Here is a 26,176-nt window from a genome sequence, read left to right on the forward strand (position 1 = left end):
TCGGGAGTATTGTATCCAGCGTTAGCGGGATCCTTGGCGTAGTCACTGCCTATGCCACCGCCCGTTACGCTACCGTTTGAAATTGGCCCTCCCACTCCACTTGGCCGGCCGCCGCCATCATATCCATTCTTGCCGCCTCCTTGCGTCCCGCCAGTACCGGTTTTTCCTCCTGTTCCACCTGGTGTTCCTCCACCTCTACCTGGCGTATCGCCGCCACTAGGTGTTCCACCACGATTGCCTCCTGGCATACCTCCTCCACCGACATTGCCTCCATTGTTTTCGCCGCCTCGTCCCGAAGCCGTGCCACCACCACCATCGGCACCACCGCTTTGCCTGCCGTCTCCGCCACCCTGTGGTTTGGATGGGTCGGATGGATGTGCTGGTGAGACCGGTGCGACCGGTCGGGGTGACTCCCCAGGCGTAATTACACCCAGTCCTTGACCCGGCGTTGCTGCCACAGGCATCCCTGGTATGGGTGAAAGCGGTTGAACAGGTACGCCAGGTATGGGCGATTGTGGCTGAACAGGTGTTCCTGGAACAGGTGGTTGTGGCTGCGGGGTTGGAGTAGGCACCGGGACACCAGTTCCCGAGTTGGCACCATAATATCCAGTTCGATATTGTTCATTGCTGACAGGATCCACAGTTGTATAAGGATTTGGATCAATACTGGATTGCGGGTTGAAGCCAAATTTATGCGATGATGCCCCGGGCACCGACATCCCGCTGAAGCTAAATGTAGACTCTGAGAAAGGCGTAGCTGTCGTTGAAAAGGTGTAGAAGTCACTTACTTGAGGCGTAAATGTTGCAGAACTTGTATACCCAATTGCAGCCGGTATTGTGATTGAGCCGTTCGGTGCGTTGGAAATTGTATTGTACTGCGTGCCTTCAATACCTAATTGAACGCCTGTTTTGACACTTGCGTTCAGCTTATTCCCAAAAAAATTTACCGTTCCTTGTAATTGTCCAAACGCCTGTCCATCCGTGTTAAATCCAACACCTGCAAAAGCATCAATCTTTCCTTGCATTAAATTAGCTGGATTGACGCCTACCCTTGGCCCGATATCTATTCTCGGCCCGATATCTATCTTTTTCCCAAATCCAATTGCGAATTCTGATTTCTGATGATTATTCGTTATTGTTGTGGATCCCCTCAAGGAGACGATCCCTGGATTTAAAGTAACACTCATCTTCATGTAATCGGGATCATAAATCCTTCTTTCGATATTCATCGAAAAGTCTGTTAAACCCGTCTGTATTTTAAAATCGCTGAGTTTAAACCCAGTGTTTATCGTTGGATCCAGGGGAGCCTGGCCATTAGGATTCATTTGAGACAAATCAGCCATGGAATATCTCCAAAATGGAATTTGGTGGCAGCCGGATATTAGAGCGTTGGCAGCATTCGCCTAAGTCGGGGTTATTGAATTTTCAGCACTCTATCGATGATCGCTACCCACCACTGGTGGCGCAAATCATCACTCAATTAGGCCACTCGATTTCATTTCGGCTAAGTTATTCTTAGCAGTAACATTACCTCCGGCCGCAGCCTCTCGCCACAATTGCGCCGCAAAGAGCAAGTCCTGTTTGACTCCTCGCCCAGAATAATACATGACGCCGAGGTTGAATTTTGCTTCGATATTGCCGTCTTTAGCCGCCGCATTCCACCAGCGAACAGCAAGCTCATCGTCTTGAGGGCGCCCCTCCCCCTTAAAGAACATCATGCCAAGATTAAACTCAGCTTGTTCAACGCCTTGCAGTGCAGATTTTTCATACCAGTCGGCAGCTTTTGCCAAATCGCGCTGCACACCATCGCCTGTGGCATAAAGAATTCCAACTGATAACTGAGCCTGCGCATTGCCATTGCTTGCGGCTGCTCTGTACCACTTGAAAGCTTGGTTTGCATCCTTGGATACCCCCATCCCGAAGAGGTACAATCTTCCCAGATTAGCTTGTGCAAGAGCATTGTCCTGCTGGGCCGATTTCAAGTACCATTCAGCTGCTATGCCAAGATCCTTAGGAACGCCGAGGCCCGTTTCATAAGCGTATCCGAGACTTGCTTCGGCCAGATCGTTGTCGTGTTGTGCAGCCTTTTTGTACCACTCGACTGCAGCCCCATAATCCCTTTCAACTCCATCCCCCATAAAATAGGCCTTGGCGAGGTTTACTTGCCCCAGTTCGTATCCTTGCTCTGCTGACCTGCGGTAGAGTACGATGGCAGTTTGGTGGTTCTGCACGACTCCGCGACCAGTGCTGTATAATGAACCTAAATTGTTCTGGGCCTCAGCATTGCCTTGATCTGCCGATTTCTGGTACCAAATCGCCGCTTGGCCAAAGTCCTGACCTACGGAACGTCCAGTCTCATATAGGATTCCAAGTGCAAGCTGGGCGCCAGCGTCGCCTTGTTCCGCGATAGCTTTCTGCTGATTAAATTCCTGCGCATCTTGCACAGGATGGTCGGTAGCGACCGTGTTATCGGCTAAGCCAATGGATATACAACTAAATAAAAAATATAAGATTAGTAACATGCTCAATGCAGGCGCCCTTTGAATCCGCACTTGAACAGAATCCGACACTTCTGAACGCATTCGAGCATCCCCTTAATTTATGATCGAATTAATACATAGCCTCGTTCATCTATATATTTCATGCTTACTACCCCACCCGCGTGCATCTAGAATTTCTATATGAGTGCCTGTAGCCTATGCTTCATTATCATGTATTAATCTCGGAAAATAGGTATCACCGCAGCACCTGATTTGTGGAGAAGTCAACGTCAGAAAATGTCAATTCAAGAGTTATATACGGTATTTGTAGGCTCCATATTCCCGTGAAGCGCAACGTGATTGCGCCTTATCATGAGCCAAAATAGGATTGTTTAGCGCTAGCATGCGTTTAAGCTCAATTGGGAGATACATTCATGAGCCCCGTGCTTCGTGCTGCCGCACATATCGGATTTTCCTCCCTATCCTTTCTGGTATCGAATGGAGCCTATGCCCAGACGATGGAAGCACTAGGAGAAGATTTTCAGCTTTGCCTTAGAGCAAGTGCCATCTACTACGGGCAAAATAGCTGTCATCCCCCTTCAGAACTCCTCCCCGCTGTTCACGCTCGATGTCTGAATATTGAGAAAGAGGTCAAAACTACTCTCACCGAGATGGGTAAGGGCGATTTAGCTGAGAAAGTCCTCTTCAAAGTGCGGAGTCGCATTGATTCAGACATAGTCATTCCTACTATCCTTGACCAACAGATAGCCGGCAATTGCCAGAAGCACTGAACCGTCGTAGGCATTTTGTACAAGGTCGGAAGTTGTAAGAAAACGATCGGTTGTGCGCGCCGCAGATGCCTTGGAAATCTCGGTTCATAGATGCCGATAAGAGCTGTTCTGTTGAAACCCTTGAATGGGCACGTCTGGCCTATCTGTTTGAATGTCCGCTTTGCGCAGGAATGTGCCAAAGGTATGTATAAGCCCAAAAAGAGCACACAGTTTGCGGTAGCGGTGGTTTATGGGACAGAGCGCATGCAAAGAGCATTTCGCCATGGCTGTGTGTGGCGAAATGTTCGCTCACTTTGTTAAGGAGCGGATGGATGACTGAATTTTACCATGTGGGGCAATGTCCCAGCTGCCGGCAAGGTTGGCTGATATTGCAGCGAAATCTCACGAGCCAAGACCTTTACGCTCATTGCGAAGAATGTGAGATGGGATTCATCACGCCTGATGATTTGATCGAGCCCCTGAACGGGTTTCTTGCAGTCCTGGATCAATACGACTATGAAACTGAAAACCCGACCAAGGAGGATATATCGCGCACGGTCTGGGCTAACTTTATTGTCAAAAAAGTCCCGTCTAATTAGCGAAAACCAGCTTTATGGCTCTACATTCTGCCATTTGTTTTTACGCAGTTTCCTCTGATTGATTTTCTCGATCTCGGCGTCATCAAGGCTTTTGAAAGGACCAATGATTTCGTTCTCTAAACCCTCGGCCTCAACGACGACGTAAAACAGACCAAGGCTCACAGTTACATGAATGAGAGGTTTGATGGCCTTTTTTTTGCCCATTGATTGAACCTTTCGCACATTTAAAGCCACAATAAGCATTTATGCGGCTAACTAATCAAGGGGCTAATTCTCACAAATGTTACATCCTTTGCGCGCGACAAATCCAGTCCGATCACACAGTGAGCGACAGGTGGAGGCACGATGGGCCAACAAAGGTCGTCAATGTTCTTGGATGGAGTTGAGGCAACCGCACCCTTGAAGATCTGACACAGCTGGAGCAAGGCAAGGACTAACGGTACATCTCCCTTTATAGATGCCGATAATGGCGGGACTGATCAAATCCATTATTGCCCCACGCCTCAGTCATAATTTGAAAGGCCGTTTGGCGCCCTCCAACCATCCATTTCAAACAAGATTGCCTAATGCCCAAAGCGGTCGTTTAATTTGGCGACGACGAAGCCCACTTGCCCTGGAATGCCGACGATCTGCTTTCATTGCGTCTCCTACGCAAAATCAGGCATCCTCAATCCACCCTGATGGTTGGATTGCCAGGTTCAGTATCGGGCGCGCCCATGTCACCTTCAACGTTGGCGGTTTAGTTCCAACGATGGTCGCCCCCATCTTTTGATAGAACCCGACCGAAGGTGGGTGGGAGATGATCTTAATTGAAGGAATACCACGTCGCTTTGCTTCAGCCGCCATGTGTTGAAATAGCTTCGCACCTATTCCTGATCCTTGAGCGTGATCCGCAACAAACATGAGGTCCAATTCCGGTTCGTCGTCTAGCGCCAGGCTGTAGAAGCCAGCGATATCGTCCTGAAGGTCAGCGATGTAGAACACATCAGCGTCTATCTGGTCGGCTGTGATGGCATAGCCATCCAGAATGCTGGCGTAGTTGCCATGATAGGCACTTGATCGATGCATCAACTGGGTAAGCGCCTTTGCGTCACCGCGCTCGGCAGGTCTGATCTTGAGCAACGTGCTCCCCCTATCCACAACTGAGTGTCATACCCCCCCCCCATCACCGACCCAAGCTCTTCGCTCTCAAGTCGTGGACTTGGCGACAATTATTGCCGAGACTGCTGTCAAACATTTGCTCAGCATTGGAGTTGAAATTGAAAGTCTCGCCGATCATGTCTCCTATCGAGCTTCCACCCACGTTCGTATCCCGGTCTTAAACGGTTGAACCGCCGCAGAGGTATACTCGAATTAGTTCGTGAACCCATAAAAGCGAACGGCTAGGTGATTTATGTGATGACGTGCTGCCGATTCATATCGTCGCCGACGGGCTATCCGTAGGAGCAGATTTCAGGGGAAGGCGGATGTCTATTTCTTGTGATTGCCCGCAAAAGCGGCTGTCAATCCAAGGCCGATGTAAACGAAACCGCTGACCCAGCGTTCAGCCTTCAGGTACACGGGACTGCGCTTCAGCCATTTGCCCGCGGCCCCGGCGGCAAGTGCGTAGGAGCTATCCGTCAGAACACCAATCGCTGTGTAAACAAGCCCGAGAAAAGCGATCTGCATAGCCACATGGCCACGGTTGACCTCAACGAACTGCGGCAAGAAAGCCAGAAAAAACAGTGCTGTCTTCGGATTGAGGAGATTAACGATAAAGCCCTCGCGAAAGAGGCGCACGCGGCTTCGTGTGGCTAAACCGCCCTCGAGGTTGGGAATGTCCGACGGGCCGAAAAGCTTTTTGAGACCAAGCCAGATTAGATAGGCCGCGCCAGCATATTTCACTACGCTGAAGGCAAGCGCGGATGACGCCAGGAGTGCCGACAACCCCACAGCGGCGGCGGCGACATGAACAAGCGTGGCCGTATGGATGCCAAGGATCGAAACGAGGCCGGCAGAGCGACCCTGCTCGACCGAGCGCGCGAAGATGTAAAGAACTGCCGGTCCCGGCACGAGAAGCAACACCAGTGTGGCGCTGACGAACAGACCAAGATTCGTTGCGCTGGGAATTACCAAATCCATGATTGTTTTACCCCGATTTCTATTGCACCAGCAATAACATTGGGCTGCGTCAAAGGCTAGGTCGTCTGCAGCTTGGCTGCTGCTGTGCTTTCACATCTCCCCGATTTCTGGCTGAGGCTGAGGAAAGTGGCATTTCCGAAATCCGGTACAGATGCTTCGGATAGGGCCCCGTCGATACGGCTTCCCTCAGCCGATGCTCAACGTTTCACGCGCGTCCGCATCAGCACGACAATCTTGGTAAATGCCGGTTCATGCAGCTCGGGCGCCATTGCAAAAAAGCATGCAGTGGCGACACTTGTCATCTCATAGCAATGACAACCTTGCCCTTCGCCCGGCCTGTCTCGACATAGGTCAGCGCCTCGTTGGTCTTCGCGAACGAGAAGATCCGATCCACTACCGGCCGTATGACACCTGCTTCGATCAGCGCTGTGATTTTGGCAAGTTGTTCGCCATCTGCCGTCATGAACAGAAAAGAATAGCTGACTTGATGGCGTTTCGATTTCCTTCTGATACCAAAGCTTAGCAAGCGCACGACCTGCTGGAGCAACCAGCCAGAACTGTTCTGTTTGGCAAAAGCCGGATCAGGCGGGCCGGAGATTGAAATAAGCTTTCCGCCGGGCTTCAGCACACGGAGTGATTTCTCCAATGTGTCCGTGCCAAGACTATTCACAACGACATCATAGTCCTTCAAGACTTCCTCAAAATTCTGGGTTTTGTAGTCGATTACGACGTCTGCTCCGAGACTTTTGACGAGATCGAAATTTGAAGTGCTTGTGGTCGTTGCCACCAGTGCCCCGAGATGTTTGGCTAGCTGAATGGCGATTGTGCCTACACCGCCGGAACCGGCATGGATCAGGACTTTCTGTCCCTTTTGCAGATTGGCCCGCTCGACAAGCACCTGCCATGCGGTCAAAGCGACAAGCGGAATGGACGCGGCCTCTTCCATGGTCAGATTGTTGGGCTTTATGGCCACGTCGGCCTCATTCATCGCAATGAACTCCGCGAACGTGCCGATGCGGTCTTGCCTCGGACGGGCATAGACCTCATCACCCGGCTTGAAACGACTGACCTTTGACCCGACCCGAACCACAATACCCGACACATCGTTACCGAGGATCAGGGGTAGCCGGTACGGCAGGATAAGCTTGAATTCACCGTCCTTGATCTTGGCATCCAGAACGTTGACGCTGGCAGCGTGGATCTGGACCATGACGTCAGTCTCCCGCAGCTCCGGCTCAGGACTTTCGCCGAACCGCAAAACTGCGCCTTTTGCATATCGATCGACCAAAAAGGCTTTCATGGGTTTGCCCTTATGTATGAGTTAGCGATCCGCCGGAAAATACAATCCAGCGGTAATTGTTCAGGCAGGAAGCTTATTGTATTTGCGAAGGTTTTTATCGACGAATGACTCTGGCAGGAAGCGACGCAGGAAGTGAACTTGTCCTGCAACCTTTCCTACAGTGTAGCGTCTTTTGGGAGAAAACGCGTTTGCCGCCTTCACGACCACATCGGCGACCATCTCTGGCGTGTCCCCTGCTTCCACTATTTCACGCATCAGCCTCTCTGCGTCGGCACGAACGGTATCATATACAGGCATCGGCTGATCTGCTCTGGTGAGGTTTTCCTCAAAAGAGGTACGGGTGGCGCCGGGCTCCACGAGAACGACACGAATGCCTTGCGTGCGGATTTCGTGATCCAAGGATTCGGAATAGCCCTCGATTGCATGCTTTGTGGATGCATAGAGCGCGTTGTAGGGTGCAGGGATCAACCCGAGAATGGAGCTCATGTTGATAATTCTGCCTTTTCGCTGACGTCTCATGATCGGGAGGACCTTATTCGTTACCCGCAGGACGCCGAACACGTTTACATCAAACAGAGCCTTGGCTTGCATAGCTGAGGACTCTTCAGCGCCGCCAAGCAGCCCAATCCCGGCATTATTGACGAGAAGGTCGATCCGTCCGGTAAGGCGCAGAACCTCGTCGACCGCGTGCTGTACAGATTCATCATTCGTGACATCGCAGACCAGCATGGTAATGCCCTCAACGTCAGCAACCTGCTTGCGGCTTGTTCCGAATACCCGGTATCCATCACGTTGAAGCGCTTGTGCGGTTGCCAGCCCAATGCCAGAGGATGCGCCTGTAATCAGGGCAACACCTTTGCTTTTCTCACTCATTTGATTGTCTTTCTTTTGGTATGGATTTCTATCCGAAAGGCATATACTATCATTTTGATACTAAGTCACTATCAAAAAGATACCAACATGAAGAATCTTTCAGACCAGCCATGTCTCATCGCCCGGAGCCTCGCCATTGTTGGGGATGCTTGGAGCATGCTGATCATGCGCGATGCCCATGCGGGCCTCACCCGTTTTGATGAATTCCGCAAGAGCCTTGGCATAGCGCCCACAATGCTGACGTCGCGGCTCTCTGCCCTGACAGAAGACGGACTGCTGGAAAAACACCGCTATTCCATCCGTCCGCCGCGGGATGAATATTTGCTGACAGAAGCTGGACGGGACTTTCTGCCCGTTCTCTTTGCGATTGGTGCATGGGGGCGGAAACATCGAAACGGCGGGAAGGTAACCCAGTTCTTCGACGCTGAAACCGGGACAGAAATCGATCCGGTCACCATCGACCGGGCGACCGGCGCTGAGATCGGAACTCGTCCCATTCGCATCGCTGAACCCGAATGAGACTTAAAGCGCGAATGTTTGTATCCCTGATCGACTTTATTGGCAGCGACCGCCGGGCGATTTATCAGCTCTCAATATGAAGGATATACTCCCTGTTGATTTCTGCATCAAATTGACCCTCATTGTCCTACTGCTTGGCCTGCCTACTCCGCAACTACCCTCCGATTTTGACATAGCCTGAGCCGCATGACATTTCGGATGCCAGCTTTGCTCCGCCTGCAAATCCATCCCTCCTAAAGAAGTATTCTATCTATTCTGCGGCCTTTGGGCTGTTCACTTCCAGTGCACCTGCCAGCACAGCAGGCTTGGGCAACTGATCTGCGGTCGGCTTGATCCGAAACCATGCGGCGTAGAGGGCTGGCAGGAAGAGGAGGATTAGCACCGTACCGGCTGCTGTGCCACCAATCAACGTGTATGCCATCGAGCCCCAGAACACCGAATGCGTGAGCGGAATGAAGGCCAAAACAGCGGCGAGTGCGGTCAGGATCACCGGGCGCGTGCGTTGAACCGTAGCCTCGATGACCGCATGATAATCATCAAGACCGGCAGCCTGGTTTTCCTTGATCTGCTCGGTCAGGATCAAAGTGTTCCGCATCAAGATACCAGCCAGTCCAATCAATCCGATAATGGCGTTGAAACCAAAGGGCTGGTTGAAAACAATCAGCATCGGAACCACACCAGCAAGGCCGAGCGGTGCCGTTAATATGACCATGGTCATCGTTGAAAGGCTTCGAACCTGCAGGATGATGATGATCAGCATAGCGGCGATCATGACCGGAAAGATTTTTACGAGCGCAACGTTGGCTTTGAGAGATTCCTCGATATTTCCGCCCATTTCGATACGATATCCGACCGGGAGCGAGGCGATGAGTGGCTGCAGTGCCGTCATGACCTGCTGTGAGACCTCCGGGGGCTGGGTCGCCTCATTAATGTCCGATCGGATCGTGATGATTGACATTCGATCCCGACGTTTGAGGATCGGCTCTTCAAATCGGATTTCGGAATATCCGATCTGATCGAGGGGAACCTGGCGACCATCACGGCTCATCAGCGAAAAATCGGCCAGCCGTGCCGGATCCAGACGGTTTTCACCGGCACTGCGGGCTGTGACCGGCACGTTGCGGATGTTCTCGCGAACCTGCGTGACGGGAATTCCCGTCAGCAGAAGCTGCATCTGCTGGGCTGCCTCAGAGGGCGAAAGACCAATCAGATTAAGCCGCTCCTGGTCAGGGATATAGCGAAGAACAGGTGTCCGATTACCCCAGTCGCGGTTTGCCTGCCTGACATCCGGAACGCTCTGCATGATGTCGAGTGCTTTTTCCGAAATCCGGTAGAGTTGCTTCGGATCGGGGCCCATAATACGGAACTCGACGGGAAACGGTGTATATGGACCGAAAACCAGCTGCGTGACGCGCACAAAGGCTTCCGGGGCTAACCCTGCCGATACAGCTTCCCTGAGCCGATGCTTCAACGTTTCGCGCGCCTCCGCATCAGGAGTAAGCACGACAATCTTGGCAAATGCCGGGTCAGGCAGCTCGGGAGCCATTGCGAAGAAAAAGCGCGGCGCTCCCTGGCCGATATAGCTTGTAACGATCTTCGCCTCTGGCTGATCCTTCAGCCATTGTTCGAGCTTTTCGACAGAGGCGGTTGTCGTTTCGATGCTTGTGCCCTCCGGCAGGCGGACCTCGATGAGTACTTCGGGTCGATCCGACGTCGGGAAGAATTGCTGTTTGACTACCCCCATTCCAACGACGGAGAGACCCATGATGAAGCCAACGACCGTGCATGTCAGGTACTTATGGCGCACAGCATATGTGACAAGTCCCCGTAGTCGCCGGTAATTTGGAGTATTGTAGATCGCGTGGTGCCCGCCCTCTACCGGTTTGATCGCCGGCAGCATCTTGACGCCGAGGTAAGGTGTGAAGATCACCGCGACGATCCAGGAGACAATCAGTGCGAAGCCTACCACCCAGAAGATATTGCCGGCATATTCGCCGGCCGTTGACCTGGCAAAGCCAACGGGCATCAATCCGATGATTGTAACGAGTGTTCCCGACAACATGGGGGCTGCGGTATGGCTCCAGGCATAGGCGGCTGCCTTGATGCGATCCATGCCCTCTTCCATTTTCACCACCATCACCTCGATGGCAATAATGGCATCATCAACCAGTAGTCCGAGCGCCAGGATGAGTGCACCAAGCGTGATACGGTCGAAAAACCTGCCGGTCTCCAGCATGATAAGGAACACAACGGCAAGCGTCAGCGGAACGGCGAGCGCCACGACGATGCCAACACGCCAGCCGAGGCTGACCAGGCTCACAAACAACACCACGCCAAGCGCCATTGCGAATTTGAGCATGAACTCGCCTACGGCCTCATCAATGTTCACCGCCTGATCGCTTACCTTGGCGAGCGTCATTCCGAGGGGCAGTGTCTGTGCGATCGTTGTCGATCTTTCTTCCAGAGCCTTGCCAAGTTCGAGCCCGTTCCACCCCTGCTGCATCACGGCTCCAAGCATGACGGTGGGCTCGCCGTCATGGCGGATGATATAAGTCGCCGGATCTTCGTAGCCGCGCCGCACATCTGCAATGTCGGAGAGCTTCAACGTGCGTCCGGCAGCGACGATCGGCGTGTCGGCGATTGCCTGACCACTGTTATAAGCACCGTCAAACCTGATGAAGACCTGCGGGCCGCGCGTATCGATCGATCCTGCCGGCGTGACGGTGTTTTGCCGCTGCAAAGCCGCAGCTATGTCCTGGACGGAGATTCCAAGAGTAGCGAGTTTATCATAGGAGAACTCGACAAAGATTTGTTCAGGCCGCTCTCCGAGAATGTTGATCTTCTTGACGCCCGGCACGTGCAGCAGGTCCTGACGGACCAATTCCGCCTGCCGCACGAGCTCTCGCATAGGCATCCCCTTTGCCTTCAAGGCATAAAGAGCGAAACTCACATCTGAGTACTCGTCGTTGACAAAAGGCCCGAAAACACCTTGGGGCAGGTTTCGAGCTTCGTCTCCAAGTTTTTTCCGAGCCTGATAAAACTCTTCCTCGACAGCATCAGGTGGCGTGCTGTCCTTCAGCGTGACTGTCAAGAAGGCAAAGCCCGGACGCGTTGTTGTCTCGACCCGGTCATACCAGGTCAATTCCTGAATCCGCTTTTCGAGTGGTTCGGCAACCAGATCCTGCATCTCGCGCGCCGTCGCGCCTGGCCATGCAACTGTGACCGTCAGGGTCTTGATGGTAAACGATGGGTCCTCTGCCCGCCCGAGTTTGGCAAAAGCGTAGACACCTGCCGCAGCCAGAAGAACGATGAAGAACAGGGTGACGGCTCTCTCGCGAACTGCGAGCGCTGAAAGATTGAAGCTCATCAGTTTGCTGCCTCGGCCTGAAGGGCGGTCCTGACGGCAGCGCCTTCCTTGAGAAGATGTGCCCCGAGCGCCACGACCTCCTGTCCAAGTTCGATACCTGTAACAATGGCGGTTTCCCCGCCGAGCTGTTTGATCTGCACGTGAGCAAAACGCACGGTTGAAGAGCCCCGATCAAAAACCCAGACGCCAGTACGATTGCCGTCATCAAGCAAGGCACCGATCGGTACCGAGACTTCCGACTGCCTTTGGGCGTTGGAGATTGTGATCGTTACCGTCGAGCCCAGGGGTGCCGAAGCGGCATCTCCCTCGAGCACGTAACGCGCCTCGTAGGTGCGGGTCTGAGCATCAGCGGCATCGGAAATTTGTCGCAGGCGTGCAGTCCCTCCCCGCTCGGTGCCACCATATATGCGGGCTTCTGCTTCTGATCCGATCGCGGGACGTATCGTTTCGGGGAGAGCGACCACCGCCTCACGTGGCCCGGCATGCGCCAGTTGAACCACAGTCTGTCCTGCAGCGACGATCTGTCCGGCTTCACCGGGAGCCGCGACCACCGTCCCTGCTGCGCCAGCCACCAAGGTGGAGTAAGTCGCTTCGTTCTCGGCAACATTTGCTTCCGCCTCAGCCGCAGCAAGTTGGGCTTCCGCCGTATCCAGCACGGCCTTGGCCTGCTCGTAACGCTGAGGGGTAGCGGCAACCCTGTCCCTGACAAGGGACGCATAGCGCTTCTCGTCCGCGCTCGCCTGAACGAAGACCGCGCGTGCGGCGACAACCGCGTTATGTTTCGCGGTCAAGGCGAGACGTAAATCCGTGTCATCAATGCGCATCAAGGGTTGACCCACCTTGACTTGCTGGCCGACATCCACAAGACGTTCGACAATCTTGCCGGGAACACGAAATCCAAGATTGCTTTGCACCCGCGCGCCTACCGTGCCCGTGAAGGATCTCACAACGCCGGCCACGCTCGCAGTTTCAACAATCTTGACAAGTTGCGGGGCGACGCGGGGATCGGTTGCGGCTGACGCGTCCGGCTGCGGCCACTGTGAAAAAAGAACGACCGCTGTGACGGCGGAGACCGACAGCACAATTGTGCCAATGAGAAGAAGCCGTTTGTGCCCCATACCTGTAATCCTCGCGAGAATGCGCGCCACGACGCGAATTAGATTGTGATCGAACTCTATAATCAACTTAAAGTTCGAACGCAATCTAAATTAGGAGCAATCCCCGGCAAGGTGACAGTGGCTGCAATGATCAGCTGAGAAAACCTTGCATAGTCACTGCCCAGTGATTATAGAGTTCGAATGCAATCTATAACGAAAGAAGATCACAATGCGTGTAAGTCGCGTTCAAGCTTCGGAAAACCGCCAGGCCGTAATTGAAACGGCAAGTCGCCTTTTCAGAGAGCACGGCTTCGATGGAATTGGGCTGAAGGGTTTGATGGAGGCCGCCGGCTTGACGCAAGGTGCGTTCTACAAACAGTTCACCTCCAAAGAGGATCTCATTGCACAAGCATCAGAAAGAGCTTTGGAAAGTGCAACACAACAATGGGCTGCTGCTGCAGCAGCAAAACCTATGGATTCTTTAGGTGGAGTTATTGCGTTTTATCTAAGCACGGATCATCAATACGAAAAGATGGACGGGTGTCCCGTTGTTGCACTTGGGTCAGATGCCGCCAGGCAAGGCACCACTGTAAAGGCGTCATTCGAAGCGGGAATAAAGACATATCTCGATATACTTGAACGTATGATTTCCGATGGCGGCCACGAAAAGTCAGAGGGTAAGGCCATGGCCATTCTGTCCATAATGGTTGGCGCAATGACACTCGCACGCGCTGTTAACGACCAAACCCTCGCTCAGTCATTCTTCGATTCCGCAATCGAACAGGTCCAGAAGATCGCGGCGTCCTGAGATATGGAAAATGGGCGCTTTTTGGCTTGTAAGCCGAACCTGAACCACGCAGAGTCAGCTCTGAAGCACATTGTCACAGCCGCCGGTTAGTCTACGGCAGAGTTTTCCAGTGTGGTAGAATTCGGCAGAAACGCAAGCAAAAGGTACACCCGTGCGCAACCTCAAGAAACCAATGAAGGTTCATCCAAGAGTGCCGCATCCGGCATTGGCAGAGGCCGATTGGGCGGATTGTTACCAGTTGCGTATCAAAAACCCTGATCTGACAGCCATGGATGCCGCTAGATTGGTGCTTGGGCATTTTCCGCGATGGGTCCGGGTGCTGATGGCGATCCGGAATACAGTTGTTGCGCCCTTCGGCATCAAGTCTTCTGCGGCCCATTCTCCCACCGAGATGGAAATGGTTGGCGTCTTTCCCATTGTCAGCCAGTCCGTGCACCAAGTAGTGCTTGGCTTCGACGATCGCCATCTTGACTTTCGCGCCGTGATCGATGTTCGCAATAATAGTGGTGAAAGACTTGTCAGCGTGATGACGCTGGTAAGGCGCAAGAACCTGTTCGGCAAGCTCTATCTTCCTGCTATCATACCGTTTCACAAGCTCATTACCTTGGCAATGATCGCCAATCTCAATCAAAAACCCTCCCCGTAAAATATTAGTTCCTAACTTCGGTCAGCCGTTCGTACAAATCCGTAAGTCACCAAAAAATGATGGATTAAATAACAAAAACAAAGAGATACTCAGAGAGTGATCATCGCTCACTTTCACAGGATTTTCTTTCTAAGCTGAAAATCGCGCAACGGGATTTATGGAACTAGAGCTCTCTTAAACTCGGGGCCCACGGGTGTTGAGTTGCACATCTTCCATTCTCGGCATTTGTGCTTGTAGGAATTTTTGGGGATCCCGATACCACTTTAGAAGGGCATCTCGCGTCCCATGACAAAGCCCCGCAACCTTAAGATAGGAGTCTGAAGATATAGAAACATATCGTTTCGCTTCGACCTCACTTTCATACTGGTTTTTTAGTTCAAATAGGGATTGTCTAATAAATTCATATTCAGCTTCTTCCAACCACGTTTGTATTCCAGTTTGGCGGGCATCGAGTAAGCCGATCTTCGCTTGTACTTCTTGGATCAGCTTTGGGTTATCTGATCTCGGAACAAGATAGTTGGGTTGGTAGGAGGCCACAATCTGCAATCGTTGCGACGTTGGATACGATGTCCATAAGAATTTGTTGGCGCCTCGGCTGAAATCCAGCGCCCCACACACTTGTCCCAAATCATTAATTAAACTGATAAAGGCAGCGTTCTTTTCACTTGCCCGAAGTGACTCGTTCGCAATATCCACTTGTCGAGAAGTTTGCACTAACGCCAAGATGGAAACCAATAGTGCTCCTGCTGAAAATGCGGCGCTGGCTAGCGTCAAGTTTCGCTCCCAACCTCCGGAAAACAACTCACGAAGATCCATACACGTTCTCCATACCACGCCCTATAGCCTCTCAGCATGGCACATAAACTGATATCTTCGTAGAGCGCTTAAAATGATAAGGTCGCGGGGTTTTTCGCAATGAGCCACTTGATCCACTGGAAAATTCCCCTTCCCGGCCTTGGCGCACGTGACGCGCATATTGTGACGTGCGATGCTCTGCAACCTGATTGGTTGCCGGACATTTTAAGGATTCATGTCGTTTCGTTTCATCCATACCGCTGACATTCATCTGGATTCGCCGCTGCGATCCTTGTCGCTGCGCGATCCGGATCTTGGCTTGCTGATCGGCGATGCCACGAGGCAGGCACTTGTTGCGATTGTGGACCTTTGCCTCGAAGAACAGGTGAATGCCCTGGTGATTGCCGGTGATCTTTATGACGGCGATCAGACTTCGATGAAAACCGCCCGGTTTCTGGCAACGCAGATGCAGAGGCTGCACGAGGCTGGCATCAGCGTCTATACGATCCGCGGCAATCATGATGCCCTGTCAAAGATTACGCAGGAACTGGTTCTGCCGCCTTCGGTCAAGATCTTTGGCGCGAGAGCCGAGGCGATCGAGGTGCAGCATGGAGGTCTTGCTATTGCCATGCATGGTCTGAGTTTTGGCAAACCGCAGGCGCCGGAAAGCCTGCTGCCGAAATTCAAACAGCCGGTGGCGGGTGCCGTCAATATCGGGATCATGCACACCAGCCTTGTCGGAGCTCCTGGCCACGATGCTTACGCTCCGTGCAATGTGGCAGACCTTCACGCATCCGGATTTGACTATTGGGCACTTGGCCATATCCATCTGCGCACGCAGCATCTGGGTACAAAGACAGTTGTTATGCCCGGTATGCCGCAGGGCCGAGATATTAATGAAGCCGGTGAGAAGTCTGTATCGCTCGTCACCGTTAATGATGACAGGTCAATCAGCGTTGAAGAGCGTCTGACCAGCATTGCCCAGTTTGAACGCGTGACGGTTGACGTGAAAAATGCGCGGGAATGGCGGGATGTGGTCACTGCCATTGAAATGGCATTGGACGGGCAACGCGACAAGACAAGATCGGACCATCTCGTCGGCAGGTTAAAACTGGTCGGCAACACACCGCTGGCATGGCAACTGCGCCGTGATGCTGACCTGTTGCAGGCTGAGGCTGAACAGCGCGCCCAGGGTATTGGCCGTACCTGGGTGGAGAAGATCGAACTCGCTGTGCACCCATTTGACGAGACAGCAACTGCCACGACCGCAGATCCCCTGGTCGAGCTCGGACAACTGATGCAAGCCGATGTCATGACCTCGCATGGGTTTCGCGAGGATGTGCGCCAGATGATCAAAGATCTGCTCGATGATCTGCCACCGGAAAGCCGGAAATTTGCCGGCAATTCCGAAACCGAATTTGAAACATTCATCGATGAGCTGATGATACAGAGCGGCGATGACATTATCGCGCGGCTTAAATCCCCCGGCCGGGAGACGCAGTGATGCGGCTGCGCAAGCTTGACCTTACCCGTTATGGCAAGTTCACGGACTACACCCTCGATTTTGGCGAGGCCGTCACTGGTTCACCTGATCTGCATATTATCTATGGTTTGAACGAGGCTGGAAAATCCACTGCCTTTGCCGCCTATCTTGATTTCCTGTTCGGCATTGAAGAACGCAGCCGTTTCAATTTCCTGCATCCCTATACGGCCATGCAGATCGGGGCCACGCTGCAGTTTGACGGACAGACCCATCAGCTGATCCGTAGCAAGGTCAGAACAGGCTCGTTGCAGGATGAGCGCGGCCAGCCGGTCAATGAGGCTTTGCTTGGGACACCGCTTGCCGGCATTGGCCGCGAAGCCTACCGCACCATGTTCTCGCTCGATGAACAATCATTGAAGGACGGTGGTAATGCTATCATCCAGAGCAAGGGTGATCTTGGAGAACTTCTGTTTTCTGCCAGTGCAGGCCTTGCTGATCTCAGCCAGACATTGGCGGCAACGGCTGAAGAAGCCAATCTCATTCACAAGAAGCGCGGACGTAATACGCAAGTTGCCGAGCTGAAACAGAAGCTCGCCGAGCTTAAAACACAGCGGGATGAGATCGATACATTTGCGTCTGCCTATGCCAATCTTGTGACCACGAGCGATCAGGCACAATCAGCCTATGACGCGGCAATGGCGGAGCTTGGCAAAACCCGAACAAGCCTTGGTGATATCTCACGCATTATACGTGCCCTCCCCTTGGCCGGCGAACATTTACGCCTCAAAGGCCAGCTTGCTGATTTTGCCGACCTGCCGCGGCCGCCATCCGAATGGGCTGCGGAACTGCCACTACTGACGAAAGACCAGACGCGGATACAGACACAGATTGACGGAACGCAGAAAGAGCTCGCCCGGCTTCAATCCGAGATTGATGTGATCAAGATTGATGATCAGCTGCAGTCCGTCGCCATTCGCATTCTGGCACTTGAGGATGGCCGCGCACGCTATCGCACGGCTGAAGAGGATTTGCCCAAACGCCGGGCTTCTCTCAACGAACACGACAGCACTGTTTCAGGTCTTCTGAAATCACTCGTTCAAGATGGCAATCGGACACCGGAGGCACTTGTTCTTCCCGCTGCACTCATCGGAGAATTGCGCGGTTTGATCGAGACCCGCTCCGGGATTGATGCAACGCTGCAGACGGCTTCGCGTGAACTCGCCAAAGCAAAACAATTGCTCGAACGCACCGAAGCAGAAGATGCGGCCAATACAAGACGCGGCAAGGTGCTCGGCGAAGAGGATGTGCGTTCCATCGAGACGGCACTTGGTTCCTTGCAGCGCAGTGACCATCCGGCGCGCCTGCGTGTGGCCGAGCGGGATCGCGGACAGCTTTCCCGCAACTACGACGCGCTTCTAACCAGCCTGCATCCATGGATAGGCGACGGAGCAGCATTGCTTGCCCTTGATCTGCCTGAACCGCGCCGGATCGAAGCCTGGCGCAGTGAAGCCCTGCTCATTGAAAAGCGTGTCCGGGAACACAAGGACAGCATTCGCAAGTTTGTGACGGAAGAGGCGAACGCGCGGGCGCATATTGAAGCTATCCAAGCGGCGGCCGGGCACATAGACGATGTCGAAGCACAGCGATCACGTGACGAACGAACGCGTGCCTGGGAGCAACATCTAGGCCAACTCGATCTGCAAACAGCCAAGGCATTCGAAGAGAAGATGCGGGTGTTTGATGATCTGAGTGAGACACGCCTTGCACGATCACGCGATCTGGCCGAACTGCGCCAGGCGGCACAGATTGCATCGGTGAGTGCCGCATCCATTCAGCGTGAAAAAGAATTGCTGGCCGAGGCTTCAGACGAGCTCTTACAGCTTCACACCCGCATTCGTGCCGCCGTCTCCAACGCTATTGAATTGCCGGAGAATGCGACGATCGAGGATTGGCTGTCACGGCTTGAGCGCTGGAATGCCAACCGCAAGGAAACCCTCGCCGCATGGAATGCGCTTCGTGAGGTGGATGAGGACATCCGTCAGGCAAAATCCGAGCTTGATCATGAAGTTGCGGCCCTTGTGATTGCAATGCGCGTTACTGCCATTGGTGGCATTGAAACCATGTCACCACCGGCATTGATGCAGACTGCGAGCGCACTAGTGTTAGACGCAGTCAGTGCCCGCAATGAAGCCGAGAACGCTGTTGCAAATCTCGCCAAACAAAAGCGGGAAATTTCCGAGCGCCAAGAGGAATTCGCGCAGGCCGACGCACAGGCAAAACAATGGGACGGCCATTGGAACGAGGCCCTCTCCAAAACCTGGTTCGGAGCCACCACATCAGAAGTGCCGCAGGTGCGTGAAATCCTGAACATTCTTGCTGATCTTCCCGCCGCCTTGCGAGAGCGTGATCAACTGGCGCAGCGCATCGCCACCATGGAGAATGATCAGACTGTCTTCAGCAAAGAAGTGGCTGGCATTCTCGAAGCTCTCGGCGAGACCTTTGACACCGCACAGGTCCTGCAGCAGGCCGAAACTCTCATAAGGCGATATCAGCTGAGCCAGAGTGCACGAAACATCCACGCAATGAAACTGGATGAAGCCGAGCGTCTCGCAGACATCAGCCGCAAGCTCGAACAGGAACTTGCCGTGCATGAAGCACGCAAGAGTGAACTGACCGCCTTCTTCGGCGTCGAGACATTAACTGAGGTCAGCGCCAAGCTCGAACAGGCCGCCGACAAACTTCGGCTTGAACGCCGCATTGCCGAAATCGCCGATCAGGCAGCAGAAGAATTGCGCGTGGCGACTTTCCTTGAGGCTGAAGCCTTGCTTGCCGAAGTCAACGTCACCGAGATTGAACAACAGGCGGCAGAACTCTCCGGCCGTTCCAGTGATCTCGAAGAACAAACCCGCATACTCTTTGCCGACCTCACTCTGGCCCGGAAAAAGCTCGAGCAAGTGGGTGGAGACGATGCCGTTGCCAGGATCGAAGCGCAGCGGCGCACGATCTTCCTCGAAATAGAAGAGCTTGCGCAAAAATACCTGCGTCTTAAAACCGGTGCGCTTGCCGCCGAAAATGCCTTGCACCTCTATCGCGACAGACATCGCTCCTCGATGATGAACCGGGCATCAGACGCCTTTCGTCTGATTACCCGCGGCGAATATTCCGGTCTCGCTGCCAAGCCGGAAAAGGACAAGGAAGTCCTAATCGGCGTTTCCAAAAGCGGCGCTTCGAAAATGTCAGATGCCATGTCAACAGGAACACAGTTTCAGCTCTATCTCGCCCTGCGTCTTGCCGGCTATCAGGAGTTCGCTGAGGTCCGCCCATCCGTGCCATTCATTGCCGATGACATCATGGAGACTTTTGACGAGCCGCGTTCCGAAGAGGTGTTTCGTCTGCTGAGTGAAATGGCCTCCATCGGCCAGGTGATTTACCTGACCCACCACAGGCATCTTTGCGAGATCGCACAAAAGGTTCTGCCAAGTGTGCGGATACATGAACTGAACGCTTAAGGCACCATACGCGTAATACAAGCTACTTCCCACCAAATGGCCTCTTGAACTCGGTTGAACTTCAGTTGAAGCTGCAACCTGTGGTGAGGGCACTTCACGCGGCGGTTTTTGTACTTGGAGTGGTTAAAGGTATCAGTTGCGTATCCTATTGTGTGCACTGGCCCTATACTTATCTTGTGAAGTAAACTCGACGTGCTATTAGTCTCCCGGGGGAATTGTCGTTTTAGCTAGGGGGTATAACCATGACCTTGCTACTTTCCGAGGTCATTGGGTCGCTTCTTTCAGGCGAACAGATTTCTTGGACAAAGTCAGGCTCCAATAAGGCCGGCTCAATTCACTTAGATGCTGCTGGGCCTCGCCGGCTTTTCAAGTATCTTCTTGCCTCCGACCCGGCCAAAGTGGCCGACGCCGACGAAAGCCTTTTTGCTGGGCTCGTTGAAAGTTGGGAAGCAGAAACAGATCCGGCCGACGATGTAAGCGCCCAAACAGATTTCACTACAGGATCGCCATGGCGATTGTACCGGTTGGAAGCAAGCTCTTTTGGGGGACTATCGTCCCATGAGGGCAAAATCTTTGACCATCTATTCAATGGGGAGAACTGGTGCCTAGAAGGACAGAACGGCTCCGGAAAGACTTCTTTTGCCAGCGCCATCCTTTGGGCAATGACTGGCAAGCGAATACGCGAGCAAGATGGTCTCGTCAGGGACAACGGTTTTCGCGAGGCGGTTTTTGATTCCAACGGTACAAATATAGGTACATGGCCACCGTTGGCTGCGTACCCGGCGGACCGAAGCAAGTTGTTCGACACTGCGACTGTGTGGGTACGCCTTACCTTCAGAGATGCCACGGGCGCGGAAGCGATCGCGTTTCGAAAGGTCGTTTCTTCTCCGTTGGATGAGCCCGTTGTCGAGGAGGTGATCGATCATCGTCTTATGCAGGCACCCCAGCTTATAGAAACGGGCTTACTCATGCCCGCTCGATTGGCGACCATCGGTTTTGGCCAACAAAGCCAGCCTTTGTTCGTGGCGGTACGGTCTCTTACGGGTCTTGATCAATTGGCAGACATCGCTGATGGTGCGGCCAACTTCGGTCACGCTGCAAGACGTTTTCTGAAGTTCGCAAAAGATAGTGGGATCGAAGTTCAGAAGGTAAAATTTGAGAATGCGGCCAAGAGTGCTACGGCAAAAGCTGTGGAAGGTGGCGTCACTAATTTCAAGATCGGCAAGTTGGGCGACCAGGGCCTTTCGGCCACGCTTGCTGGTCTCGCCGACCAGTACGCCAAAAGTGCTGCGGAAAGCCTTGGCCGGATAAAGGACGAGATTTCTGCTTCTGTTGACCTGTCGACGACCGATGGCCGAAAGACCGTCGCCGCAGCGATAAATACCGCCCGTTCGATTCTAGGACAGGGTGGAAAGGGCATCGATCTTTTCTCCGCGTGGGGGGCATTGACCACTGCCGCTAACGATGTGTCATTTAACACTCTGCCAACGAAGTTGGCAGAGGCGAAGATTGAGCTATCAACCGCTTTGAAGTGGCACGCACGCCAACAAGAAGACCAAAAGCTTCGGTTGAAAGCAATTGGTGCGCAATTTTACAATGAGATCCCCCATGATCACGCGGATGGCATCTGCCCACTTTGCGAAGCAGGCCTCTCCACCAACCAGCAGAAGCTTTTGGCAGCCGAACTTCGGGAGCTTAAAGTTCACTCGGCCGATGCGGAGCGCAAAATCTCTGATGTCTGTGCGACAATAGAAAAGCGACTTCTGGGACTGCTTACGCCGGACCTTGCAAAACACCGTGAAGCACTCTCGGAGATGCAGCCGAAAGATGCCTACCGAGATGCGGCAATCATCAGATTTGCAGGTGAGGCGCCCTTCGTCGACGTACTGATCGGCATTGCGGCCTCCGCAACAAAAAGGATTGAAGAACAGCATGGCGCCCTGAACAGCTTCAGCTTTGCTGCGCCGCCGATCATCCCCTTGGTTTCCCCTGCCGATGTTACTAGTTTGGAAGGACTGTTCCACTCACTCGGACGCCTGCATGCCCTTGTTGGTTGGTGGAAAGGTGAGCGTGTAGCTTTCAGAGAGGCTTGGAGTAGGCTGTGCGGCGTTAGGGACGAAGCAGGTTATCCTCCTGAAAGCTTGGAAGGCCTGCTCAAGGGGCTCGAGGATGCGAACAACCAGGCCAAGCCGTTTGATGAGCTTTCCGCGGAGCTCACCACGGCTTCAAAGGCCGCCGTGGCATGGCAGAAAATTCAGGATCATCAGCTGGTGCGTGAGAACATTGCGGACGCTTTGGCGCCGCTGAAGGAACTCAGAGCGCTAGTGATGTCCGAGACCTCATCTTCGATCGCCGTTCTGTCAGGCCGCATAAAGGCGATCCTCGAGCGCCTCTATTACCAAGAGAAGCTCTCTTATCAGGATGCCACCCTGACGAAGAAAACCGTTGAGGTAACTGGGAGCTTCTACGAGGGCATGCACATCCATGCGGGTCTTGTGGCCAACACGTCTTGGCTTCGAGCGATACTCTGGGCCTTCATTCTGGCTCTACGCGAACAGACCGTCGCGTCGCTCGGCGGCAATCCTTTCCCTCTAATTGTCCTAGATGACCCCCAGGCTACGTTTGACCAACGAAACAAACGCCGCTGGGCGGCTGAGCTTGTTGGATTGACACCCACGACCGACGACACCTCGAATAGTTCCCAATTAATAGTTACCACTCACGAGCGGCAGTTTTTCCAGTTCCTAGTCGATGTTGAGAAAATTGCGGGCCAGCAGGGCATCATTTCTGGGCTCAACAAAGTGTCTACCGTCGCAACAGTCGTGAACGGTAGCTCGTTACAACGGACCCTGCAGGCCGCCAAAGACGGAAATGACGATGCGATTGGCTATCGATATGTGTCCGACGTTCGGGTCTATTGCGAAGATCTGCTGAAAATCATGCTTCGGAGCGAAGATCCAGATGTTGCGAATTTTACATTAGATAAACTTGGCAAAGAATTGAACCGCCTAATTGAGGGAAGCGTCCCTCCATACAACCGGAATCCGTTTAGGGAGCTGTCTAAAAGTCTCACTGGCGGTGGAGGTGGCAACGCGATCAAGTTGATCAATGACTCCCACCATAAGAAGGACGGTACGATAGGCGTTGCTCAGGCCATTGAGGTATCGAAGTTTTGGGAGAAACCTCTTCAGGCCCAACTGTCCGCTTGCTTTGCTACCTACAATGCTTATGTGGCGTATACTGGGGACCCCCGCATTTTTCCCTGGCCAGAAAATGTGGTGTCGTTTCCGCCTAGCCAGAGTTCCAACATCAAAACGGCGGTCCTACTACAAACCGGTGTCGCAGCAGCTGCTAAGACTGACGGTAGAGCTGGCGATGGGCAGATCTCGATCGAAGAGTGGCAAACTGTGCAGTCGGTTCGACTCGTTAACCATGAAGTGTATCAGGTAGCAGCCGGAACCTTGGATCCCGTTGCCGGCGTCGGGGATGTTGTTATTGTCAGCAACTATGCTCAGGTGCACGAGAAAAATCTCGTTGTAGCAGCTTATGGTCAGCAGCTTCTGGCCCGGCGATACAACGAATCTGCCGTTCATCCTGACATTGCAGTCCTCACCGGCCATGCGGTCGATCCAAGTGCACTAGCACAGCCTGTAATCGCGCCCCGTGAACGGGTTACTCAACGCAAGATTGTCGGTACGCTTTTTCTGGCAAATCGGCTTTCCGTACCACTGAAGGATTCAGATAGCGAAGTTGTCGGCTTAACCGACACTACCATTGTTGAGGCTGTGCTTAATGGAGCCAAACTATTTCAGGTGAATGGGCGAAGCGCCGAGCCAATCGCCCTCGACGGGCAATTCCTCATTACGCACGAGCTACCCTTCGACTCCCAGACCCTTGCGCGGATGGAGGGTCGTTTAGTTATCGCGATCGACGACAGCGGCGCTCGGTACTTCAAGCGCTTGCGCCTGCACGGGAAAATTGTCGTTCTCGAGAGCCTCAACCCTGACGGCACAACCAGGTCGGAATTGCTTAGTCTCGATTCTGATGCAGGCCACCCAAAACTGTGCGGTCTCCTTGAAGTCGCTGGGATCTTGTTCGAGTTGCCGGGATAAGTTGAAGGAGCACAAAATCTTGTGATTGTTCAGTTTTTCGGCCATTTTGAAGCTGATTTCTGGCTAAGGATTTCAATTTTCTGATTAAGCATTTCAATTCACTAAATCATTGAAAGAATTGTGAAATTACTGATTTATGGCGCCGTGATCTGCTGACGTTTCGGGTATATTTGCAAAAATATGGGATCGGCAAATATTATAGCATCGGTTCCGAAAAACCCATTATTCTGCAAAGGCTTACGCCATGCTGACGCGCCAAAAATTGAAACGCTTAACCAGAAATCAGCACCAGATTTCTGGTTAAGCGTTTCAAATTGAAGTCGTTAGTCAGAAGCCACACACAGCGGCTGTGGCTTCTACGCTGCGGGACCAAACTCCATCATTGGTAAGAACATATGAAGCATTGTTTTTATTTATTTTAATTGAGTAATGTGTAGCTATTACACAGATAACTTCCGCATTATGGACTAATAATCTTCTCTTAACCATGATCCATATCCGATAATCACCTGAAGGGCCTGCCTTATGAGGCGAATTTCGTTCTGTGGCCGTGCTGAAGGCCGATTTGTTTGATTTTCCAGCATTTGCTGGACGTTTTAGGCCTCCCCTGCCCTATTCATGCAGCCGACTTTGACCACCAAACACATTATCGGCATTTATAACTGTTCGTTTTCTTGTGTCTTGCGAGTTTGTACAAACCCACTCCGTCATGCGATTGCCTAAGTCGATTTCGGTAGTTCCTTTAATGGATTCCACCATTTTACACCCATCGGCCGAAAATGCCTTTCGTTGGCAGTCAACACTGTCAGACCGTTAGCATCTGCCGTAGCGGCAATGGCTATGTCAGCGAAACCAGGCTCATGCGCGCGAGCACGATCAAGGATCGCACCGGCTGCGTAGGCTTCTTTGTTGCCAAAAGACAGAATCCTGTTTCCGTACAGGTTCTCAATCAAAATCACCCAGTTACGGAGCCGGCGCGCCTTGGCAACGGCTTCAAGCCGCTCGGCACGATGGATACCATGCCAGATTTCGGCAATGGTAACAGACGACAGATAGATGTCAGACCCGTGAAGTTCGAGCCAGCTCAGAAATGGCGGACGCGTGTTTTGAGCCGCCGCCAGAGGCGAGGTTGCGGATACGACATTGGTATCAAGCAAGAACAAGCTCAAAACTCCGAACTATACGATCGAGATGGCTTCTGACTGCGTTCCGGAATGTCGTCGGCTTCGCCTGGGAATGCGGCAAGGAGCTCACCAAAGGTTGGAACCTTAGATAGCCGCTCGTATTCCTCGAAGGAAAGAACTACAGCTTCTTTGCGACCGTGACGCGTTACAACCGTCGGTTCCCCAGCGATCGCTTGATCGACGACCGCGGAAAACGTTGCTTTCACGTCTTTCAATTGTGCTTCTTTCATTGGTGTAACTCCGATATGACTACAAATAGTCATATTATGGTTCATATCGTTTTCTGCAAGAGATTTCCGCGTCGTTGCGGCGGTTTTGAGTAGCTATGTCCAGTCGGGCCTCAATCGTCCGCATCGGTTTCATTCCATCTGTCCCTTGACGAGCCTGACATGGGAGCCGTTGGCCCTGAGCTGGGCCAGCAGCATCGGCCAGACGGAGAATTCGCCCTTGGCCGCCTTGTCGGTGAGGGAGCGCAGATACCCGCCGGCCGAATTGATCTGCCCGGCCCTTTGC

The 26,176-nt window shown here is 53.0% G+C and carries 22 protein-coding genes; 8 read left to right on the forward strand and 14 right to left on the reverse strand.

Annotation, left to right across the window (positions count from 1 at the left end; genetic code table 11):
- Positions 1-64: 64 nt before the first annotated feature.
- From C5750_RS26950 to C5750_RS24390, 3 genes are all read right to left on the reverse strand, one after another.
- On the reverse strand, positions 65-316 hold the full coding sequence (locus tag C5750_RS26950) for a hypothetical protein (RefSeq protein ID WP_105737694.1): 252 nt from the start codon (positions 314-316) through the stop codon (positions 65-67).
- A 108-nt stretch (positions 317-424) separates the two neighbouring features.
- Entirely contained in the window at positions 425-625 is a 201-nt protein-coding gene (locus tag C5750_RS24385) for a hypothetical protein (RefSeq protein WP_130272812.1), read from the reverse strand.
- 847 nt (positions 626-1,472) lie between these two features.
- Entirely contained in the window at positions 1,473-2,582 is a 1,110-nt protein-coding gene (locus C5750_RS24390; protein WP_105737698.1) for an SEL1-like repeat protein, read from the reverse strand.
- Positions 2,583-2,914: 332 nt separating this feature from the next.
- Here C5750_RS24390 and C5750_RS24395 point away from each other — a divergent pair, with 332 nt between their 5' ends.
- The gene (locus C5750_RS24395) at positions 2,915-3,271 is read left to right on the forward strand and encodes a hypothetical protein (RefSeq protein ID WP_105737700.1); all 357 of its coding nucleotides are present in this window, start codon (positions 2,915-2,917) and stop codon (positions 3,269-3,271) included.
- Positions 3,272-3,582: 311 nt separating this feature from the next.
- Entirely contained in the window at positions 3,583-3,849 is a 267-nt protein-coding gene (locus C5750_RS24400) for a hypothetical protein (RefSeq protein ID WP_105737702.1), read from the forward strand.
- 12 nt (positions 3,850-3,861) lie between these two features.
- Here the strand turns inward: C5750_RS24400 and C5750_RS24405 are convergent, their stop codons facing one another.
- The 5 genes from C5750_RS24405 to C5750_RS24425 all read right to left on the reverse strand — a co-directional run bounded on the left by C5750_RS24405 (position 3,862) and on the right by C5750_RS24425 (position 8,143).
- The gene (locus C5750_RS24405) at positions 3,862-4,053 is read right to left on the reverse strand and encodes a hypothetical protein (protein ID WP_130272810.1); all 192 of its coding nucleotides are present in this window, start codon (positions 4,051-4,053) and stop codon (positions 3,862-3,864) included.
- Between the two features lie 453 nt (positions 4,054-4,506).
- The gene (locus C5750_RS24410; protein WP_199538069.1) at positions 4,507-4,971 is read right to left on the reverse strand and encodes a GNAT family N-acetyltransferase; all 465 of its coding nucleotides are present in this window, start codon (positions 4,969-4,971) and stop codon (positions 4,507-4,509) included.
- Positions 4,972-5,319: 348 nt separating this feature from the next.
- Positions 5,320-5,970, reverse strand: a complete 651-nt coding sequence (locus C5750_RS24415) for a LysE family translocator (RefSeq protein WP_105737706.1) — start codon at positions 5,968-5,970, stop codon at positions 5,320-5,322.
- A 298-nt stretch (positions 5,971-6,268) separates the two neighbouring features.
- The gene (locus tag C5750_RS24420) at positions 6,269-7,270 is read right to left on the reverse strand and encodes an NADP-dependent oxidoreductase (RefSeq protein ID WP_105737708.1); all 1,002 of its coding nucleotides are present in this window, start codon (positions 7,268-7,270) and stop codon (positions 6,269-6,271) included.
- A gap of 60 nt (positions 7,271-7,330) precedes the next feature.
- Entirely contained in the window at positions 7,331-8,143 is an 813-nt protein-coding gene (locus C5750_RS24425; RefSeq protein ID WP_105737710.1) for an oxidoreductase, read from the reverse strand.
- An 87-nt stretch (positions 8,144-8,230) separates the two neighbouring features.
- Here C5750_RS24425 and C5750_RS24430 point away from each other — a divergent pair, with 87 nt between their 5' ends.
- Positions 8,231-8,662: a winged helix-turn-helix transcriptional regulator gene (locus C5750_RS24430; RefSeq protein ID WP_105737712.1), complete on the forward strand. Its 432-nt coding sequence runs from the start codon at positions 8,231-8,233 to the stop codon at positions 8,660-8,662.
- A gap of 250 nt (positions 8,663-8,912) precedes the next feature.
- Here C5750_RS24430 and C5750_RS24435 read toward each other — a convergent pair whose 3' ends face one another.
- Together C5750_RS24435 and C5750_RS24440 are read right to left on the reverse strand one after the other, a co-directional pair.
- A complete protein-coding gene (locus C5750_RS24435) occupies positions 8,913-12,029 on the reverse strand; it encodes an efflux RND transporter permease subunit (RefSeq protein ID WP_105737714.1) in 3,117 nt (1,038 codons plus the stop codon).
- A complete protein-coding gene (locus C5750_RS24440; protein WP_105737717.1) occupies positions 12,029-13,147 on the reverse strand; it encodes an efflux RND transporter periplasmic adaptor subunit in 1,119 nt (372 codons plus the stop codon). The genes C5750_RS24435 and C5750_RS24440 overlap by 1 nt, the downstream gene beginning before the upstream one ends.
- A 208-nt stretch (positions 13,148-13,355) precedes the next feature.
- Between C5750_RS24440 and C5750_RS24445 the strand changes: the two genes are divergently transcribed.
- A complete protein-coding gene (locus C5750_RS24445) occupies positions 13,356-13,934 on the forward strand; it encodes a TetR/AcrR family transcriptional regulator (protein ID WP_105737719.1) in 579 nt (192 codons plus the stop codon).
- Positions 13,935-14,085: 151 nt separating this feature from the next.
- A complete protein-coding gene (locus tag C5750_RS24450) occupies positions 14,086-14,580 on the forward strand; it encodes a DUF2867 domain-containing protein (protein WP_245421239.1) in 495 nt (164 codons plus the stop codon).
- Between the two features lie 174 nt (positions 14,581-14,754).
- On the opposite strand, the gene C5750_RS24455 is transcribed toward C5750_RS24450, so the two are convergent.
- Entirely contained in the window at positions 14,755-15,396 is a 642-nt protein-coding gene (locus C5750_RS24455; protein ID WP_105737722.1) for a hypothetical protein, read from the reverse strand.
- A gap of 214 nt (positions 15,397-15,610) precedes the next feature.
- Between C5750_RS24455 and C5750_RS24460 the strand changes: the two genes are divergently transcribed.
- The 3 genes from C5750_RS24460 to C5750_RS24470 all read left to right on the forward strand — a co-directional run bounded on the left by C5750_RS24460 (position 15,611) and on the right by C5750_RS24470 (position 24,479).
- Positions 15,611-16,879 carry a metallophosphoesterase family protein gene (locus tag C5750_RS24460; RefSeq protein ID WP_105737724.1) on the forward strand — a complete coding sequence of 423 codons (1,269 nt, stop codon included), beginning with the start codon at positions 15,611-15,613 and terminating at the stop codon, positions 16,877-16,879.
- Positions 16,879-20,367, forward strand: coding sequence for an AAA family ATPase (locus C5750_RS24465; protein WP_105737727.1), 3,489 nt, complete (start codon positions 16,879-16,881; stop codon positions 20,365-20,367). The genes C5750_RS24460 and C5750_RS24465 overlap by 1 nt, the downstream gene beginning before the upstream one ends.
- Before the next feature lie 242 nt (positions 20,368-20,609).
- Positions 20,610-24,479, forward strand: coding sequence for an ATP-binding protein (locus C5750_RS24470; protein ID WP_105737729.1), 3,870 nt, complete (start codon positions 20,610-20,612; stop codon positions 24,477-24,479).
- A gap of 719 nt (positions 24,480-25,198) precedes the next feature.
- Here C5750_RS24470 and C5750_RS24475 read toward each other — a convergent pair.
- The 3 genes from C5750_RS24475 to repC all read right to left on the reverse strand — a co-directional run.
- Positions 25,199-25,642 carry a PIN domain-containing protein gene (locus C5750_RS24475; protein ID WP_105737731.1) on the reverse strand — a complete coding sequence of 148 codons (444 nt, stop codon included), beginning with the start codon at positions 25,640-25,642 and terminating at the stop codon, positions 25,199-25,201.
- A gap of 2 nt (positions 25,643-25,644) precedes the next feature.
- Positions 25,645-25,893 carry a type II toxin-antitoxin system Phd/YefM family antitoxin gene (locus tag C5750_RS24480; protein ID WP_105737733.1) on the reverse strand — a complete coding sequence of 83 codons (249 nt, stop codon included), beginning with the start codon at positions 25,891-25,893 and terminating at the stop codon, positions 25,645-25,647.
- A gap of 129 nt (positions 25,894-26,022) precedes the next feature.
- Positions 26,023-26,176: replication initiation protein RepC (gene repC / locus C5750_RS24485; protein WP_245421244.1), on the reverse strand; the 154-nt coding region annotated here is incomplete at its 5' end.

This window comes from Phyllobacterium myrsinacearum (assembly GCF_002980555.1).
GTDB lineage: Bacteria > Pseudomonadota > Alphaproteobacteria > Rhizobiales > Rhizobiaceae > Phyllobacterium > Phyllobacterium myrsinacearum.